A 17,912-nucleotide genomic window follows, 5' to 3' on the forward strand; every position below is an offset into this window, starting at 1 on the left:
ATGGCTTAGTGACTAGAATGTCACTTAAGAGTCACTGAAGAGTCATTGTAGACAGATATACTGATCTCATCAACAAATGGGGGTCTAACAATGGATATTTTAAAGATTGAACATCTGTCTAAAACATATGGTAAAGGCGAGACCGCAGTAAAGGCTCTGGATGATGTATCTTTTTCAATTAAAAAAGGTGAATTCGTAGCGATTATTGGACCATCCGGCTCAGGAAAATCAACGATTCTGCATTTATTAGGTGGGGTGGATAGACCGACAAGTGGTAAAGTATTTGTAGATAACACGGATATTTATGATTTGAATGAAACACAGCTGGCGATCTTTAGACGCAGACAAATTGGTCTTATTTATCAGTTCTATAATCTCATACCGGTGCTGACGGTTGAAGAGAATATCACACTTCCGTTGCTGCTCGATCAGCATAAAGTGGATAAGAAGCAATTTGCAGATACCGTGAAGGCGTTAAATTTGGAAAATCGTTTAAACCATCTGCCGAATCAGCTATCAGGCGGACAGCAGCAGCGGGTATCCATAGGCAGAGCATTAATTAGTAACCCTGCAATTATGCTGGCAGATGAGCCAACTGGTAATCTTGACAGCAAGAATAGCAGTGAAATTATTGAATTATTAAAAATGTTTAATAAAACGTATAATCAAACACTGATTGTGATTACTCACGATGAACGTATTGCCTTGCAAGCAGATCGGGTTATTACTATTGAAGATGGAAGGATCGCTAAAGATGAGGTGATTCGTCCGTGAATATCGTAAACAAATTAACTATAAGACATTTGAAACAGAATAAGCGAAGAACATTGGTAACTATCATTGGAGTTATCATTTCAGTAGCTATGGTAACGGCTGTGGCGACGTTAGGTTTTTCTTTTATGGAATTAATGAAGAAGCAAAGTATCTCTACAAATGGAGAATGGCATGTCCAATATAGAAATGTTACTAAAGCTCAGCTCAAAGCGATAGAAACAGATGATGCGACAAAAGCCCTAGTGATCTCCAACGATCGTGGCTACGCCCCTTTAGAGGGTGGGAAGAATGAGAATAAACCCTATTGGTATATCAAGGAATATAATGCAGCTGGTTTTAAACAATTCCCGATTGAACTGCTGGAAGGTAGACTCCCGAAGAAAAACCACGAAGTAGTCATTTCTGAGGAGATTGCAAAGAATGCAAAAGTCTCTTACAAGATTGGTGAAACTTTAACGCTTGATGTGGGTGAACGTGTCACTAGCGATGATGAAAATAGTGGCCAACCCCTATCTCAGAATGAACGATTACGGACTGAAGAGGATACCCTGCTTGAAAAGATTATTCATAAAAAATCAATGAACTATACGATTGTGGGAGTGATAAAACGTCCTACTTGGGAACCAACATGGTCTCCGGGTTATACTGCCATAAGTTATGTGGATGAAAGCATGATTGGAGCAGCTGAAAAAACCACAGCGACGGTTGTATTAAAAAAGGTGGACAGCTCCATATACAAGCATGCAGAGGAATTGGCAAAAGAAAATAAGATCGAGTCGATCTCTTATAATAATAGTCTGCTCCGCTATTATGGTGTGACGAATAACGATGGCTTACGTAACACACTTCTTTTATTGTCAGTAATTATTATGGTTGTGATTATCATTGGTTCCGTTTCTTTAATCTATAATGCTTTTGCAATCTCTGTCTCGGAGCGTGCACGTCATTTAGGGATGCTCTCCAGTGTAGGGGCTACAAAGTGGCAAAAGCAGAATTCAGTGTTTTTTGAAGGAATGATTATCGGTTTAATTAGTATTCCAATTGGGATCATTTGCGGTATAGCAGGCATCGGGATCACTTTTATGTTTATCAATTCGATGATTAAAGATGTATTAGGGATAACTGAGAGATTAATGTTGATTGTTACACCTCTGTCTCTACTAACCGCTTGTTTAGTTTCAATACTGACAATTTTTATATCCACCTATCTTCCAGCCAGAAAGGCTTCAAAGATCTCGGCAATTGATGCGATCAGACAAACAACCGATGTTAAGCTCTCAGGTAAAGCGGTGAAAACATCCAAGTTCGTGCGCAGATTGTTTGGTATTGAAGCAGAAATTGGTTTGAAGAATTTAAAGAGAAATAAACGCAGGTACCAAGCAACCGTGTTCTCACTTGTCATTAGTATTGTTTTATTTTTATCTGTATCAGCGTTCACTTCTAATATGAGAAGATCGGTAGAACTCTCACAGGATGGTTTGAACTATGATATCCAAGTATATATGGGGACTGAGGACGCTCAAAAAGTGGACCGGTTGACGAACTCGATATCCAAATTACCTAATATAACGGAATATAATGTGACTAAGGAACTCAGTGTGAGTTCATGGATTGATGAGAAAAATATGGCAAAAGAATTGCAAGAGATTGTGCAGGCGGATAAGAGTGTTCTAAAGAACGGGAAATATCCTTACTATATTCAGATCTATGCACTAAATGAACAGAGTTTGAAAACCTATGCAGAAACGGTCGGTATAAATTATGAACAACTAACGAAGCTTGATCAGATGACTGCTATTGTGAATGATACGGTTACCTTTGAGGATGAGAAAGCTAAAAAAATTGTTGAGACCAAAGCTTTTCACTCTGAAGTCGGCCAAAAGCTTGAGCTTATTTATACGGATTGGGATACCAAAAAAGAGACGGATTTATCACCAGTAAAAATTGTCGCTTTAACTGATAAACGTCCAATGGGAGTACATTCAGCAATGGTTGGTGGAATAAACATCATCGTCTCTGAACAAGTCTTCGATAAACTAACAAATGATGCGATGAGCAAAGATATTCAAAGCCGGCTTAACTTGAATAGCACAAACCCATTAGCAACACAACAAGCCATAGAGGAAATGAAAGAGCGGAATATCTATGTTCAAAATGTGTATCAAAATAGACAAAATAGTGAGCAGATGATCATGTTAATGTCTATTTTCACCTATGGTTTTATTGCTTTGATTACTTTAATATCAATTGCGAATATTTTTAATACGATATCAACCAGCATATCTCTTCGTAAAAGAGAGTTTGCGATGCTGAAGTCTGTGGGCATGACGCCAAACGGTTTTAATAAAATGATTAATTACGAAAGTGTTTTTTATGGAATAAAGTCACTACTATATGGGCTTCCGATTAGTATAGTTATTATGTACTTGATCTATAGATCAATGATGAGCAGCTTCTCTTATGGATTCACACTTCCGTGGATGAGTATCTTGTGTGTCATATTGGCAGTGTTTATCATCGTTGGTGCAGCCATGTTATATTCAAGCTCAAAAGTGAAAAAAGAGAACATTATCGATGCATTGAAACAGGAAAATATATAACTCTTAGCCCATCATTGCCGCGTTTAACGCGGCTTTTTTGTGTCATATCTGACACGTTGGTATGTAAATTCTTATAAATTCCTATGATATAATGTACACAATTGAATTGAACAGATTATAACCACGAGGTAGGTGTCAACGAATTGAGAACAGTTGTCGTGATTGGCGGGGGAATTACTGGATTGTCTACCGCTTACTATTTACAGAAATCTATAGAGCATAACAAGCTAGATGTAAAAATCATTTTGGTTGAAGCCAGCGATAGACTGGGCGGCAAAATCAGAACACTAAAACAAGAAGACTTCATTATGGAGTCTGGGGCAGATTCTATTGTCACTCGCAAAACGAATGTTGCACCTCTGATTGAAGAGTTGGGTATACAAAATGAGGTTGTATATAACGCGACAGGAATATCCTTTATTTATACAGAAGGTAAACTGAAGCAAATTCCTAAAGATGCAGTCTTTGGCATTCCGCTCAGTATGGAGTCGCTTGCTACAACAGAACTGATCTCAGCTGAAGGAAAGGTTGAAGCACTCAAAGATTTCTACACTCCCAATAATAAGTTTACGAAAAACGATTCCGTGGGTGATTTTCTAGAAGCATTCTTTGGAAAAGAACTTGTCGAGAAGCAAATTTCACCGGTTCTTTCAGGTGTATATTCCGGGAAGCTAAGCGAACTTACAATAGCCTCAACGCTGCCTTATTTGATTGATTATAAGAATGAATACGGCAGTATTATTCAAGGCTTATCCGCAAATAAAGCCAAATTTCAAGGGAATGGTGATAAGAAGTTCATGTCATTCAAGGGAGGTGTATCTGCCTTGATCGACTCTATGGAAGAACATCTTTCTAATTCGGAGATCATCAAAGGGATTCGTGCCGAAAGAATTGAGAAGCATGGAGAGCAGTACCAGGTAACTTTGGCAGATGGACGAATCATAGACTCCGATGTTGTCGTACTTGGAACGATGCATTCTACTGCACAAGCGCTACTTCAAGACGAAGAACTAAATGAAGATTTCAATCAGTTATATAATAGTTCTATGATTAGTGTATATTTAGGATTTGATATCCCCGACAGTCAGCTGCCTGCGAATGGCACAGGGTTCATCACTGCCAACAGCGATGATGTTCTATGTAATGCGTGTACGTGGACAAGTCGCAAGTGGGAGCATACGTCAGGACAACAGCGTCTGCTTGTCAGACTCTTTTATAAAAGCTCAAACCCTCATTATGATTCGTTGATCAAGCTATCTGAAGAGGAACTATTGAAGGTGGCTTTGAAAGATATACAGACCAGTCTCGGGATAACAGGACAGCCAGCTACCTACGATGTGACCAAATGGCATGATGTAATGCCAAATTACCATAAACTTCATCATCAAATTGTAGTATCCTTAGAGAAGAAGATGACAGACAGGTATCCTAATGTTATCCTTGCTGGATGCTCCTATTATGGTGTAGGCATTCCAGATTGTATTGCGAATGGAGAAAAAACAGCAGAGCGTATTTTGGAACAAGTAATTACACATTAAAAAGGAGGGTGTACAATCGTGAGAAGATTAGCGATCAGCTCTATGCAAAGTCTAGACTTATAAACAACGGCGGTTGTTTGTATAGAGCGAAAAATTGATTTTACCGCTAGTGCAGTGTGCATGGGTTGTTTAAAGAATAGACTTTGCTACCTTCAAACTCATAAAAAGTTTAAGGAGCAGAGCGATTATGAAATATGTAAATGCAGATACGATTTTCCCAAAAGAATTATTAGAGGAAATTCAGAAATATATCAACGGGGGTATGGTTTATATCCCTAAGCCTGAAGAATCACATGTAAAATGGGGCGAAAAGTCAGGGAGCAGAAAATACTTAAGATCTAGAAACATCGAAATCTGTCTAAGGTTTGCTGTGGGTGCAACGGTTGACCAGCTTTCAGATGAATATTGCCTATCTAGGGATAGTATTAAGAAAATCATTTATTCAAAAAAATAGCTTATCATCCAAAAAAACCACGTTAGAGGAAACTCTGACGTGGTTTTTGGAATTTAATAATAATTTAATCTGAAATACCATACTTTTTCCGATATTTATTGATCCCATCTACGAACTGTCCTTCATACTTCACGCCTTCATCCATCTTTTTATTTGCCGCATTAATAGCTGTACTAGAAACTTTTGTTTTGTATAGTGCTTCTTTCATCATTGTCATTGCTTTTCGTTCCGCCTGGAAGCTTACATTGTAGAATTAGACCTAGTATTTTCCTTTTAAACGCCCAGATATGTGAAGCTGCACTATGAACTTCCTCATTAAACTTCCATATTACTGCTGGATCAGAATCCACAGTAAATCCGAGTGATTTATTCTCTATGGCTTCGAATGTGGCATAGAAATGGTTTGCTTCATTAATTAGTTGCGTGTCTTCACAACGAAACCCAAGGTTTAAGAAAAAAAGAGTGTTCTTTGATGATTCGTGACCAGAATCTTATTTCATCTAGAGGTCTCGAAACAAAAGGATCCGGCATATCTGAGTACACCCCCCATTTTCATACAATTATAATATGCGTGAGGTTTGTACTATATCCGCAAAAGTTAAGACGAGTATATAGAAGTACAGTAGGTACGCTTAACTTAATTATCAAATATAAATGGTGACATTATATAAAAATTAATTCTAATCGAATATGGCATATAACTAGAGCGAGGTCGTAATTATACTAAAAAAGAAGTGACAATAGACAAGAAATTGTGGAGGTATGATGGAGATTAAGCTTGTTCCAGTAACCATAATATTTGAGTGATCTCCATAAATATATTCAGGAATTCGAACAGAAGGTAAGGAGGGTACGACATGAATTTCACAATTACCTTAACTGACAGTGCCTCGAAGTTTATTATTAACAACCTTTACCCACTATACTTACACGATCTATCAGAAATATGGGGGACGATTCCTAATCGATATGGGATATTCGAGGAGGACGAGACACAGTCACTGCAGGAACAGAATAAAGTCTTCGACATTTGGTGGGAGAAAGCTGGCATTTTGTATCCTTATTTAATAAAAGAAAATGATATTCCAGTAGGGTTTGCATTAGTTGCTACACCACCATACACACCGTCTGCTTGTGAATTCTATTTGAATGAATTTTTTATTCTACGGCCCTTCCGTGGTAAGGGGATCGCTGAATATGCGGCTAAGGAAGTCTTTAAGCTTCATTTGGGTAACTGGGAGCTGCAAACGAATCCCACGGATACAAATAGGAGAGCACAGCATTTTTGGAGGAAAACTTTAAAAGAATACACTGGTGATAGTTATTTAGAGGAATGCGGGAAGTCATATGATGATGAATTAAAGATGATTTTTACATTCAATAACCAAACAAAATTATCGAATCCATAAAAGGGGATTTCGAAGTTATGTTTAAGAATTCATTCCTAAAAGCAAAAGCTTATAAGTACAATTCACTGCAATATTTGGTGGCTTTAGTGCTTGGAATGGATGCTAACACAACCGAATAGGTTTAATAATAAAAGCCGATCTAACTATCGTAGTTAGATCGGCTTTTGTTGATCTTAGCTATTTGATGCGTTTAACTTGCAAATATATGCTTACCAATTTTTAAGTTTTGCGGACGTGACCAAATCCATGCACTAGTTGCTGTATCGGGATTGAAATAATAGATTGAATGGTTTGTCGGGTCCCAACCTCGAACAGCATCAAGAGCAGCTAAATAAGCTGTCTGATTTGGTGTAAGCCAATACTGGCCGTCAGATACGGCTGTGAAAGCTCCTTTTTGGAATACAACTTCTTTGATATTGTCAGGAAATTGACTAGATTGTATACGATTCATGACTACTGCACCCACTGCAACTTGTCCAACATAAGGCTCACCGCGAGACTCACTGTAGATAACTTTAGCCAAAATATCCATTTCATTAATATTAAGCGTGTGTTTTTTTAAAATATTCCAAGTTTTTGTCCCCGAAATCCCATCAGCGCTTATGCCATAGGCCTTTTGAAATTTAGCAACCGCTGCTTTCGTCTGTGATCCGTATACCCCATCTAAGGGCTCAGTATAGAAATCAAGGGTTTTTAATCTATATTGTAGATCCCATACATCTCCTGAAGAACTTCCTATGGTTAATACCGGAGCTGCATTAGCAGAACCGATCATAGTAGCCATGCTCACCAGACCCAAAAGAAGCAACAAAGTGAATATTTTAGTCTTCATTATAGCAGCCTCCTTTCAGAAAACATTATAAATATAGTTTAAGCATTGAGACAATACTCATTTAATGGAAAATAAATTACTGTTTTACAAACTGTGAATCCTTAGTTCCGTTTGTGATTTTCTGAAATGGGTAAAATAATACTTATAGGCAGATAAAATTTCGGAGGTCTTTTATATGAAAAAGCAATTATTTCTACTAGTCGTCGCAGCTGCTTTCAGCTTAAGTGCTTGTAGTAATGACAATAGCTATGGCAATCAGATGTCTTCTAACGATACACAAATGGAACATAACTCACATTCAAGTTCAGGTGAAGTTCCAAAAGATCTGAGGGTAGCGGAGAATCCTACTTACAAAGAAGGAAGTGAAGCTGTGATCCAAACTGACCATATGGAAGGGATGAAGGGAGCCATTGCGACAATTGTGGGAGCTTATGAGACGACAGCATATAATGTTTCCTATAGACCTACTACAGGAGGTCAGCCGGTCACCAATCATAAGTGGATTATTCATGAAGAAATAAAAGAAGCAGAGGATATATCCTATCAACCAGGCTCAGAGGTCATTATGGAATCTGATCATATGAAGGATATGAAGGGTGCAACGGCTCAGATTAACTCAGCAGAAAAAACCACTGTCTATATGATTAATTACAAACCTACTACGGGTGGAGATGAAGTGAAAAATCATAAGTGGGTAACAGAAGATGAGCTTTCACCTGTAAAATAATAGATCAACACAAAAACTGCAACTTACTCAGTTACGCATGAGTACGTTGCAGTTTTGTTGTTTTATAGTCAGTTTCAAAGTAATTTGCGGTTAGGCTTTATCCACTGCAAGTTTTGAAGATTTCATGTTTGACGGGTCCTGTTCAGCTTCTTCAGGAACTGGCATTTGGTTAGAAGTACGAAGTGGAAGCTCCTTCAGGAAGAAGACAAGCACGAAAGCTACAACAAGCACAATGGTCCCGGTTAAGAACACGGATGACAATGTCTGTCCTAAAGCGTCACGGATACCCTCAATCATTTGTAAGAAGACAGGCTGCACATCGGCTGGCAGACTAGCTTGAGTCTGTTCAAGCAATGGTTTGTTCATTAATGCCTGTGGATTAGCGAAGGAGAGCATTTGCTCAGCAAGTTTTGGATCAATCTGTGTGAAATCCGGTGCTGATGACGATTGCAGAGCTTCCTTCAAGTTTTTGGTAAGACTATTGGACATAACGGTACCCATGACTGCGATACCGATCGTACCGCCTAAATTACGGAATAATTGTGAGGAGGCCGTTACTACACCCAGTTCGGTGTGTGAAACCGCATTTTGAGTAGCTAGTGAGAATACTGGCATCCCCAATCCCAACCCAAGACCAAACACAATCATACTTAGGACAGCCATCGGTACATTATTCATAAATACCATAATTGTCATACCAGCAATCATAATGGGTATTCCAATTAATGCGTAACGTTTATACTTCCCTTTTTTCGCCATCTTTTGTCCGGTAAGGGCACTGGCTACAACCATAACGATCGACATTGGCATAGTAACATACCCTGCATATGTCGCGGAGATCCCCAGAACACCTTGTACGAAGAAGGAAAGATAGATCATAGCTCCCATCATACCGAAGTTCATAATAAAACCAATAATATTAGATATGGTAACTACACTATTCTTAAATAGATGAAGCGGAAGGATTGGATTTTTAGCTTTGGATTCGACAAAAATAAAGAGAAGTGCCGAAACGACAGTTCCCGCCAACAGGCCGAGAATTTGCGAAGAACCCCAATCATATTCTGTACCTGCCCAGGTGAAGGCAAGCAGTAGAGGCACGATGGTGGTTGTCATTAGCAAGGAACCTAAATAGTCGATGCTGGTTGACTCCCCGCGTTTGCCTTTAGGAAATAAGGTAAGAATCATGACGAAGGCTACTACACCTAGCGGTAGGAAGATCCAGAACAGCCAATGCCAATCCATATTGTCAATCAAAAAGCCTCCAAGCGTTGGTCCAAGCACACTGGAGAAACCGAATACGGCCATCATCAACCCCATCCATTTACCACGTTCACGCGGAGGGAATAAGTCACCTACGGCAGTAAATGCGGTGGATTGAATAATACCTGCACCTACCCCTTGAATCCCACGATAAATGATAAATTGATAAACATCGGAAGATGTTCCTGTCAGAAAAGCCCCAACCATAAATAATAGAATACCTGCTAATAGAAAGGGTTTACGTCCGAACATATCAGATAACTTACCGACAAGAACGGTCGCTATTGTTGATGTTAATAAATAAATGTTAATAGTCCAAGTATAGTAATCCATGCCATCAAGAATTGCGATTATACGCGGCATAGCAGTACTTGTAATTGTCTGATTAATCGCTGCGAACAGCATTGCAGCCATAATAGCTATCATAATACTAAGTTTTCGTTTGCTGGATAAATGTTCCATTCGATTGTTTCCCCGCCACTTTTTAAATTTTATCTCTTGTCTAAATCAGAAATTATAACTGCGAAAATTCTTCTTAAATGCTCAATATCTTCATCGGGCAGTATCTTAAAGTAAGATTCCATAAGTTCTTGATGGCGTTCCTGCACCTCTTTAATCGTTGCTTCTCCTTTCTGCGTAATGGTGATGTGTACCACTCTTCGATCATCCTTGGCGCGTTCCTTATTTACGTAATCTTCAGCGATTAATTGGTCTGTTACGCCTGTAATTGCTGCTGAGGTAATACCAAGAGCTGCAGCAATCTGTGATACGTTTTGTGGACCGTTCTTAGATAAAGTCCTGAGGGTTTTGAACTGTGTAATATTTAGGGGGTAGTCTTGTTTGTTCCAATCTTGAGAGATTCCTTTTAAAAAGGATTTGAACATAGTAGATATCTGAAGAAAATCTTCATTATTAGCCAAATCACGCCTCCTAAAGTTATGAAATAGGGCGGAATAAGTAATTCCATTAAATTTTAGATAACAACTAAATGATTAACTACTTAATTATTAAAGCGTGAAACAATATATCATCCTTTTTTATATCTCGTCAAGAAAAGGTTTGTTTTTTCGAATGAAATAGAGTGGGTTGATAATATATATAGGGAAAGGATCGGGGGAGTTTATATTGAGAGAATGGGTTAAGCATCAAGATCCAAACAATAAGTACGGTGCAAAGTTCACTTTAGGCGATAGAGCTGTAGAGTTACCCCAAACGGCGATTATCTCAGTAACACGAGGAGAAAATTTCAATATATTCAGAATTATGATTAATGGAACTATTAATAATTTCGTTAAGAAGCAACTTCAGAAAAATGAAAATCTCCTATATGCTGAGCTCTCTGGACAACTTCAGGGAGGTGTCGGGCAGACTATAACGGTGTGGAAAAAAGGAAGCTCCATGAATAATTTCAGGAAAAAAGGTGCACATAAATTTGCTATGAGATTTTTTTCATGGGTTTTTTATGGCGGGAAAGTACAGGCTTACTTTTTAACATGGAAAATCTCAAACTCAATTCCTGAAGATAATGAAATTAAAGAAATAGTGAAAAAATATGGGAAACATTATGACGGTGGGAAATTATTAAAATCTGCGCAACAACCTCCCCTGAAATAAATAGTAACCCTCGACTAGGATGTGGGGTTATTCATCTGTTGTTGAAGTTCGTTCCTGAGCTAATGAATTATTTGTTATACTGTGTATAGTTATCGTTATTATCATTTCATTAAAAAAGGAGCATTTATTTGAATCTAGCAACTCCTGTAACACCTATTCAACTTATGCAAGTACTTCTAAACGTTTCTGTGATTCGGCCTGTTTTTATCTGGGGGGCGCCTGGTATTGGGAAATCTTCGCTAGTAGAAGCTTTTGCTGATCAGGTGGGTCTTCCTTGTGTGTCTCTATTAGGTTCTCAATTAGCACCTGAAGACATCATTGGAGTCCCGCAAATCGTTAACGGTAAGAGCCAATTCTGTCCTCCAAAAATGATTGCTCGGGATGAACCTTATTGTTTGTTCCTGGACGAGCTTAATGCCTGTTCTCAAGAAGTGCAAAAAGCTTTTTATAGTCTCATCCACGAACGCCGCATAGGCGATTATCACCTACCTGAGGGCTCTATAGTAATAGGAGCTGGTAACCGTGCACAAGATAGTGCAATTGTTAAACCTATGTCCTCCGCGCTTATCAATCGGATGTTCCATATACAGTTAAATGTATCGTTTCAAAATTGGATCTCTTGGGCATATGAGCATAACATTCATCCTATGGTTATTGAATATCTGGAATTGCGTCCCGATCATTTGTGGAGTGCACCTCCAAAGACTGAAGAGCCTTTCTCCACGCCACGCTCTTGGCATATGCTTAGTGATGCACTACATGAGTTTGGCGATGATATAAATGCGGATACCGTGGGGATTTTAGCGAATGGTTCACTGACACCTGCTCACGCCACACAATTCAGGGCTTTTTATAAAAATCTAACTGGAAAATATGAACTTAATCAAATTATAGATGGTAAATCCTCATTTCCAACGGCTCCAGAAGATCGGGATCTCCTGTATTTCCTGGCGCAATCCTTGCGTGCCCAGATTATCAAAGAACTCCCTCCGATTAAAGATAACGTACGAGATGGACATCGCCAATTTGCACACACTGTTAAAAAGCTGATTAAAGACTTGTCCGTCATTAGCTTCGAAATTGCACAGCTAGTAGTTGCTAAGCAGGAGCAAAGTGATAATATTCCAGATTGGTTAATGGTTGAAATTGTACGTGATTTACCACGTCTTGCAATAAAAGAGCGGGGGTAAATATGGCTAAAAAAACAACTCCAGATAATCCCGCTTTGAAAAATTTTAATGAAGCATGTTCGTTAATCGCGGATCATCCTATTTTTGCGCCGTTATCTGTTCGAGCTTCGATTATTCATAATGAAAATAGTCCCTATCCTGAAGACGGCTGGGCAATTGTCACTAATAACGGTTATATTTACACTCATCCTAAAAGGCGTGGCGAGGTTGCTGAATGGATGTACGTTTTGGCACATTGTTTTCTTCATTTAGGTCTTGGACATTTAAAGATTAAAGAGAATCAAGTGGCGTGGAACGTTGCATGTGATGTGTACATAGCAAAGTTTTTAAATGACTTGAAGCTTGGGAAAGTACCCGCAGATATGGAGTCGCGAATTGATCTTACAATTAAAGATGAACAACAGCTTTACGAGCAGTTTATGATAAAAGGAATTCCGGACACCTCCAGATATTTTGGGACTGCGGGTGTTTCAAAACTGGATATGAATGTTAGAGAAACCACCAAAAGATACTGGGGAAAAGCACCGGATTGGGAAGCCTATTTTGCTTATGGGTTATCTAATGCTGTGACGAATGCAGTAAGTGTTGCTGGAGGCCATGCTAATACTATTAGTGACCCTGCACTTTCATTAACCGCTCCACAACGTGCAAAACGATGGTTTATGGACAGATATCCTTTATTAGGTGCGCTTGCCGCCGGCTTTGAGATTATAGAAGATTCAGCGATATGTCGGCGATTTGATATTTCCATAGCTGCCATTGACGTTATTGAGCGCAAAATATTTATGAACCCTGCAGCCGGACTAAACGATGAGGAGTGTATTTTCGTGATGGCGCATGAGCTTCTGCACGCGGGGCTTCAGCATCACGAGCGATGTCTTGGCCGGGATCATTATCTTTGGAATGTGGCTTGTGACTACGTAATAAATCTATGGCTAGTAGAAATGAGTGTAGGGGAGTATCCGCGAATTGGACTCTTATTAGATCCTGAGCTTAAAGGTTTATCTGCTGAAACGATTTATGATCGTATGGTCGGAGATATCCGCACTTATAAGAAACTGGCGACCTTGAGAGGGAATGGACTTGGTGACATTTTAGATAACGGTTCATCAAGTTTTTGGGATGCGAGAGAAGGACAGACGTTAGATGATTTCTGTAAAAATGCTATGCAACAAGGACTGATGTATCATGAAGAGCAAAGCCGCGGTCTTTTGCCATCAGGCCTAGTTGAAGAGATTAGAGCGCTAGGCCAGCCACCTATTAAATGGGATGTAGAGCTTGCTCGGTGGTTTGATCATTATTTTTCACCGCTTGAGAAGACCAGATCTTATTCACGAATTAGCAGACGTCAATCTTCTACACCTGATATCCCTCGACCACAGTGGGTTCATAGCGGTGCTGCAGATGATGGCCGTACTTTTGGAGTTATTTTAGATACCTCAGGCTCAATGGATAAAAAGCTTCTGGCCAAAGCATTAGGAGCCATTTCAAGTTATGCGCAGGCTCGTGATGTTCCTTTTGCACGGATTATCTTTTGTGATGCTTGTCCTTATGATGCAGGTTACATGCCCCCGGAGGCTATCGCGGATCGGGTACAAGTGAAGGGAAGAGGGGGAACGATCTTACAACCAGCTATTGATTTGATTCAACAAGCTGAGGATTTTCCGAAAAAAGGACCACTTCTAATTATTACAGATGGTTATTGTGACAAGCTGACCATTAAAAGAGACCATGCTTATATCTTGCCCAAGGGAAATGACTTGCCTTTCTCACCCAAAGGACCTGTATTCAGAATTAATTAGGGCTTAGAATAAATTTAGAGCGAGGTAACAATGGATATGAATCCCCCCAAACATATTCTTTCAGCAGCTACAGTTGTATTCAATGATCAAGAAGAAATCTTATTAATAAAAGGGTCCACGTAGAGGATGGGAGATGCCAGGCGGACAGGTTGAAGAGGAGGAGTCCCTTATCGAAGCAGCAATCAGGGAAGCCAAAGAAGAATCGGGCATTGATATAGAGATTAATAAGTTCTGCGGAGTTTTTCAAAATGTTGATCGATCTATTTGTACTAACCTATTTCTAGGGAAAGCCATCGGCGGCGAACCTGCTACTAGTTCCGAGAGCTTAGAAGTTGGGTTTTTCCCGATAGAACAAGCATTGGAAATGGTCACATGGAAAAACCTCAGACTGCGGCTGGAGTATTGTCTAAATGATAAGGTGCAGCCTTTTTACGTAGAGTTACGGGGTACAGAAGTTGAAAAAATCATATTTAAATTAGAAAACCAGCAAACTTTTTAGAGGTCCTCCTGCGTCCTAGCTAATGAGTGTCATCGGAAGGCACTTATAAATAGAGATGGAGGATGACGAGATATGAACAAAAGAACAAAAAATCTATTTAAAATGAGTGCAGTTGGATGTGTAGCCATTATGGGAGTGAGTGCAGCTTCTTTACCGGTTCATGCTATGGTTTCCACACAAGTAACAGCTAATGCTTCTGCGGCTTTACCGTCCAAGACACCAGCCCTTGCTGGCATTAAAGTACAAGAAAAAGTACTTAACACAACAAGTAAATACCTGATTGCAGATTTAAAAGTACCACAGCTAACAGGAATGCTGGATACTCATTATCAAGATGAACTGAACGATATTATCCTCTCTCATGCTGAAAAGGATCTGGCACAGTGGGAGAAAGACGCCGCAGAAATGGGCAAAAAAGCACAAGCTGATCAAATGGAATTTCATCCTTATACTCTTTACATTACTTATGATCTGAAATCAGATGGAACAGGTTCTCCAGCAGGCGTTATCTCCTTGACTGTTACTACTGAAGGTTCTGAAGGTGGAACAAGCATGCCGCGGATCGATACTTATAATGTGAAAAATATAGCTGAGGCAGAACCTGTTGCACTAACGGATCTACTGGGCGCTAACTACAAAGAGAAGCTCGATGCAGACATTCTGGCAGAGATTAAAAAGGATTCAGATAAGTATTTCTTAGAAGAGTACACAGGAACTTCAACTGAGCAGTCGTTCTATATCGATAAAGGTGACTTAGTAATCGTATTCCCTAAATACAGCATTGCACCAGGTTATGTAGGTTCACCAGAGTTTCGGTTCAGCTTAAATCATAGTTCAACGGATACAACTAAGCTAGATTTGAAAAAAGTAGCTACTTTCACGAATAAGAAAGGCGTGCTCATGGTATCGCTTCGTGATGTGGCCAGTCAACTAAACTATGAATTGAAATGGAATCAGTCTACCAAAACCGCTGAGTTGATGAAAGGAGCGCAGTGGACAAGTGTTACGCTTAACAAAGATTCATACTTCTTCGCAAAAATGACTCCTAAAGCTTTAGGTGCCGCACCTGTTCTGCAAGATAACAAAACCTATGTACCTGTTCAATTCGTATCAGAAATTCTACAGGTTGAAGTTCAGAAATAACCATTTAGAAGTTTGTAAAAGTAGTTAGAATTATTAAAAACATCCAGCAGGGTAATTCTTGCGCGGGTGTTTTTTACTTTTGATAACAGATTAGCCAGTTTAAAGAACTTTTTGAGCTGCTCCTGCGTCCTGCCTATGAACAACAAATTAAGGGTAAGGACTGAAACAGAATGAATGACAACAAGCGTTATATGCCTGGTATTGATGGACTAAGAGCTTTTTCCGTACTCGCTGTCATAGCCTATCATTTGAATTTGAAATGGGCTGGGGGTGGACTGCTGGGAGTGGGAATCTTTTTTGTGATCTCGGGTTATCTCATCACAGACCAAATCATTAACCAATGGGAGCGTCATCGAAGATTGGACCTTCTGGACTTTTGGATACGTAGAGCACGGAGGTTGCTGCCGGCGACGATAGTCATGCTGATCGTTGTCACCATATGGCTCTTAATCATAGATCCCACGAGATTAAATGGGCTGACAGGAGATTTCATGTCATCACTATTTTACGTTAATAACTGGTGGTTAATATTTCATGATGTTTCGTACTTTGAAAGCTTTGGACCTCCTTCACCGATCGGACATTTATGGTCACTTTCTATTGAAGAACAGTTTTATATTCTATGGCCGCTGCTGCTCGTATTAGGACTAAAGATCATACCTCGTCGAAGTAAACTTATCGCCTGGATTCTGGCTTGTGCTGCTGTATCAGCTTTAGCCATGGCTATGTTCTATGTACCGGGCACAGATCCAAGCAGGGTCTATTATGGAACAGATACTCGCATATTTGCACTTCTAATTGGAGCGGCGCTTGCCGTTGCATGGCCTAGTCAGAAACTTAAAAATACAGTCACAGAAAGATCTCGTTATATGTTTGATATCATTGGTGCTCTGGGACTGCTGGTATTAATGGTGTTAGTTTACCGGGTTAACGAGTTTGATGAATCACTATATCGGGGTGGATTTTTGATCATCTCTATCATTACTGCAGTAGTGATTGCTGTGCTTGCTCATCCTGCCAGTTCTCTTGGACGGAAAATGGGTTGGAAACCTATGCGATGGATAGGTGTACGTTCATATAGCTTATATCTTTGGCATTATCCCGTAATTATTCTTACCAGCCCTAATGGGAATCCAGATGAGAGCGGCGTGCTTCGAATTATCCTTCAGTTAGCAGGAAGTTTTCTACTGGCAGCCTTATCATACAAATATGTGGAGGAGCCGCTCCGGCGTGGATCATTAAGAAACATTTGGAACAATTGGAGTGCAAAACAACGCCGCAGCTACCGCCCAGTCTTTCTTATGACCATGATCTTTTTGGTTCTTATTCCGATTGCCTGCAATGGATATTTATCCAATGCTGAATCTGACACACCTACAATCGAAGTTGCAGATAAGCAGAATGTACAGCAAGAGAGAACAGCGCAAGATCCAATAGATCACAATTTATTGGCACCACCCGTAGAAAAAGATACGACTGATGTTGAGAAGCAAAAACCTGACACTGAAGAGCAACAATTTGAACCAGAAGGAAACATAGCGGTAACCGAGAAAAATCAAACCGGAAAGAATATTACGGCCATTGGCGATTCTGTCATTTTGGATGCAGCACCATTTTTGGTAGAAAGTCTCCCTGGTATTGTCATCGATGGAAAGGTCGGCAGACAGATGATGCAGGCACAGGAGGTAATTGATCAGCTTAGAGCACAAGGACGGTTAGGGAAGCGGATGATCATAGAGCTGGGGACGAATGGAGCTTTTAACACCAAGCAATTACGTAAACTACTAAACTCGTTAAGCGATGCGGAGCAGATTATTTTGGTCAATACACGTGTGCCGAGAAAGTGGGAGCAGACTGTGAATTCCACCCTTTCAAAAGTTTCCAGTGAATTCAGGAATACGACCATAGTAGACTGGTACTCAGCTAGTGAAGGAAAAGACGACTACTTCTACAAAGATGGTGTTCATTTGAAACGTGAGGGTGCCAAGTATTATGCATCAATTCTAATTAAAGCTTTGGAAAAAGAAAATAAATAATTTATTTGGAATCTCCAAACTTTTTTATACT

The 17,912-nt window shown here is 39.6% G+C and carries 15 protein-coding genes and 2 pseudogenes; 12 read left to right on the forward strand and 5 right to left on the reverse strand.

Features of this window, described 5'->3' with window-relative positions:
- Nucleotides 1–90: 90 nt before the first annotated feature.
- The 4 genes from MKY54_RS14885 to MKY54_RS14900 all read left to right on the forward strand — a co-directional run bounded on the left by MKY54_RS14885 (nucleotide 91) and on the right by MKY54_RS14900 (nucleotide 5,366).
- A complete protein-coding gene (locus MKY54_RS14885) occupies nucleotides 91–774 on the forward strand; it encodes an ABC transporter ATP-binding protein (protein WP_076125806.1) in 684 nt (227 codons plus the stop codon).
- On the forward strand, nucleotides 771–3,374 hold the full coding sequence (locus tag MKY54_RS14890; protein WP_339190977.1) for an FtsX-like permease family protein: 2,604 nt from the start codon (nucleotides 771–773) through the stop codon (nucleotides 3,372–3,374). The genes MKY54_RS14885 and MKY54_RS14890 overlap by 4 nt, the downstream gene beginning before the upstream one ends.
- Before the next feature lie 143 nt (nucleotides 3,375–3,517).
- Nucleotides 3,518–4,912: a protoporphyrinogen oxidase gene (locus MKY54_RS14895; RefSeq protein ID WP_339190981.1), complete on the forward strand. Its 1,395-nt coding sequence runs from the start codon at nucleotides 3,518–3,520 to the stop codon at nucleotides 4,910–4,912.
- Between the two features lie 187 nt (nucleotides 4,913–5,099).
- Complete coding sequence (locus MKY54_RS14900) at nucleotides 5,100–5,366, forward strand: CD3324 family protein (RefSeq protein WP_076184530.1); 267 nt, start codon at nucleotides 5,100–5,102, stop codon at nucleotides 5,364–5,366.
- 64 nt (nucleotides 5,367–5,430) lie between these two features.
- On the opposite strand, the gene MKY54_RS14905 is transcribed toward MKY54_RS14900, so the two are convergent.
- Both MKY54_RS14905 and MKY54_RS14910 read right to left on the reverse strand, forming a co-directional pair.
- Entirely contained in the window at nucleotides 5,431–5,583 is a 153-nt protein-coding gene (locus MKY54_RS14905) for a hypothetical protein (RefSeq protein WP_339191324.1), read from the reverse strand.
- A 7-nt stretch (nucleotides 5,584–5,590) separates the two neighbouring features.
- Nucleotides 5,591–5,897 (reverse strand): annotated as a pseudogene (locus tag MKY54_RS14910) (DUF2935 domain-containing protein); the annotation flags it as partial.
- A gap of 326 nt (nucleotides 5,898–6,223) precedes the next feature.
- Here MKY54_RS14910 and MKY54_RS14915 point away from each other — a divergent pair.
- Nucleotides 6,224–6,775 (forward strand): GNAT family N-acetyltransferase, encoded by a 552-nt coding sequence (locus tag MKY54_RS14915; RefSeq protein ID WP_339190984.1) that lies wholly within the window; start codon nucleotides 6,224–6,226, stop codon nucleotides 6,773–6,775.
- A gap of 190 nt (nucleotides 6,776–6,965) precedes the next feature.
- Here the strand turns inward: MKY54_RS14915 and sleB are convergent, their stop codons facing one another.
- On the reverse strand, nucleotides 6,966–7,559 hold the full coding sequence (gene sleB, locus MKY54_RS14920; protein WP_248548334.1) for a spore cortex-lytic enzyme: 594 nt from the start codon (nucleotides 7,557–7,559) through the stop codon (nucleotides 6,966–6,968).
- A gap of 223 nt (nucleotides 7,560–7,782) precedes the next feature.
- Here sleB and MKY54_RS14925 point away from each other — a divergent pair, with 223 nt between their 5' ends.
- Complete coding sequence (locus MKY54_RS14925) at nucleotides 7,783–8,334, forward strand: YdhK family protein (protein WP_076184534.1); 552 nt, start codon at nucleotides 7,783–7,785, stop codon at nucleotides 8,332–8,334.
- 90 nt (nucleotides 8,335–8,424) lie between these two features.
- On the opposite strand, the gene MKY54_RS14930 is transcribed toward MKY54_RS14925, so the two are convergent.
- Both MKY54_RS14930 and MKY54_RS14935 read right to left on the reverse strand, forming a co-directional pair.
- Nucleotides 8,425–10,059, reverse strand: a complete 1,635-nt coding sequence (locus MKY54_RS14930; RefSeq protein WP_076184535.1) for an MDR family MFS transporter — start codon at nucleotides 10,057–10,059, stop codon at nucleotides 8,425–8,427.
- Between the two features lie 29 nt (nucleotides 10,060–10,088).
- A complete protein-coding gene (locus MKY54_RS14935; RefSeq protein ID WP_036678010.1) occupies nucleotides 10,089–10,517 on the reverse strand; it encodes a MarR family transcriptional regulator in 429 nt (142 codons plus the stop codon).
- 205 nt (nucleotides 10,518–10,722) lie between these two features.
- Between MKY54_RS14935 and MKY54_RS14940 the strand changes: the two genes are divergently transcribed.
- From MKY54_RS14940 to MKY54_RS14965, 6 genes and pseudogenes are all read left to right on the forward strand, one after another.
- Nucleotides 10,723–11,211 carry a hypothetical protein gene (locus MKY54_RS14940; protein WP_339174142.1) on the forward strand — a complete coding sequence of 163 codons (489 nt, stop codon included), beginning with the start codon at nucleotides 10,723–10,725 and terminating at the stop codon, nucleotides 11,209–11,211.
- Nucleotides 11,212–11,339: 128 nt separating this feature from the next.
- A complete protein-coding gene (locus tag MKY54_RS14945) occupies nucleotides 11,340–12,401 on the forward strand; it encodes a MoxR family ATPase (protein ID WP_076190418.1) in 1,062 nt (353 codons plus the stop codon).
- Between the two features lie 2 nt (nucleotides 12,402–12,403).
- The gene (locus MKY54_RS14950) at nucleotides 12,404–14,203 is read left to right on the forward strand and encodes a peptidase (RefSeq protein WP_339190987.1); all 1,800 of its coding nucleotides are present in this window, start codon (nucleotides 12,404–12,406) and stop codon (nucleotides 14,201–14,203) included.
- Between the two features lie 36 nt (nucleotides 14,204–14,239).
- A pseudogene (locus MKY54_RS14955) lies at nucleotides 14,240–14,702 on the forward strand (NUDIX hydrolase).
- A 72-nt stretch (nucleotides 14,703–14,774) separates the two neighbouring features.
- Nucleotides 14,775–15,845, forward strand: a complete 1,071-nt coding sequence (locus MKY54_RS14960) for a stalk domain-containing protein (protein ID WP_339190989.1) — start codon at nucleotides 14,775–14,777, stop codon at nucleotides 15,843–15,845.
- A 170-nt stretch (nucleotides 15,846–16,015) separates the two neighbouring features.
- The gene (locus MKY54_RS14965; protein WP_339190992.1) at nucleotides 16,016–17,881 is read left to right on the forward strand and encodes an acyltransferase family protein; all 1,866 of its coding nucleotides are present in this window, start codon (nucleotides 16,016–16,018) and stop codon (nucleotides 17,879–17,881) included.
- Nucleotides 17,882–17,912 lie beyond the last annotated feature (31 nt).

It is taken from the genome of Paenibacillus sp. FSL P2-0121, from assembly GCF_037975345.1.
Classification (GTDB): domain Bacteria; phylum Bacillota; class Bacilli; order Paenibacillales; family Paenibacillaceae; genus Paenibacillus_AQ; species Paenibacillus_AQ odorifer.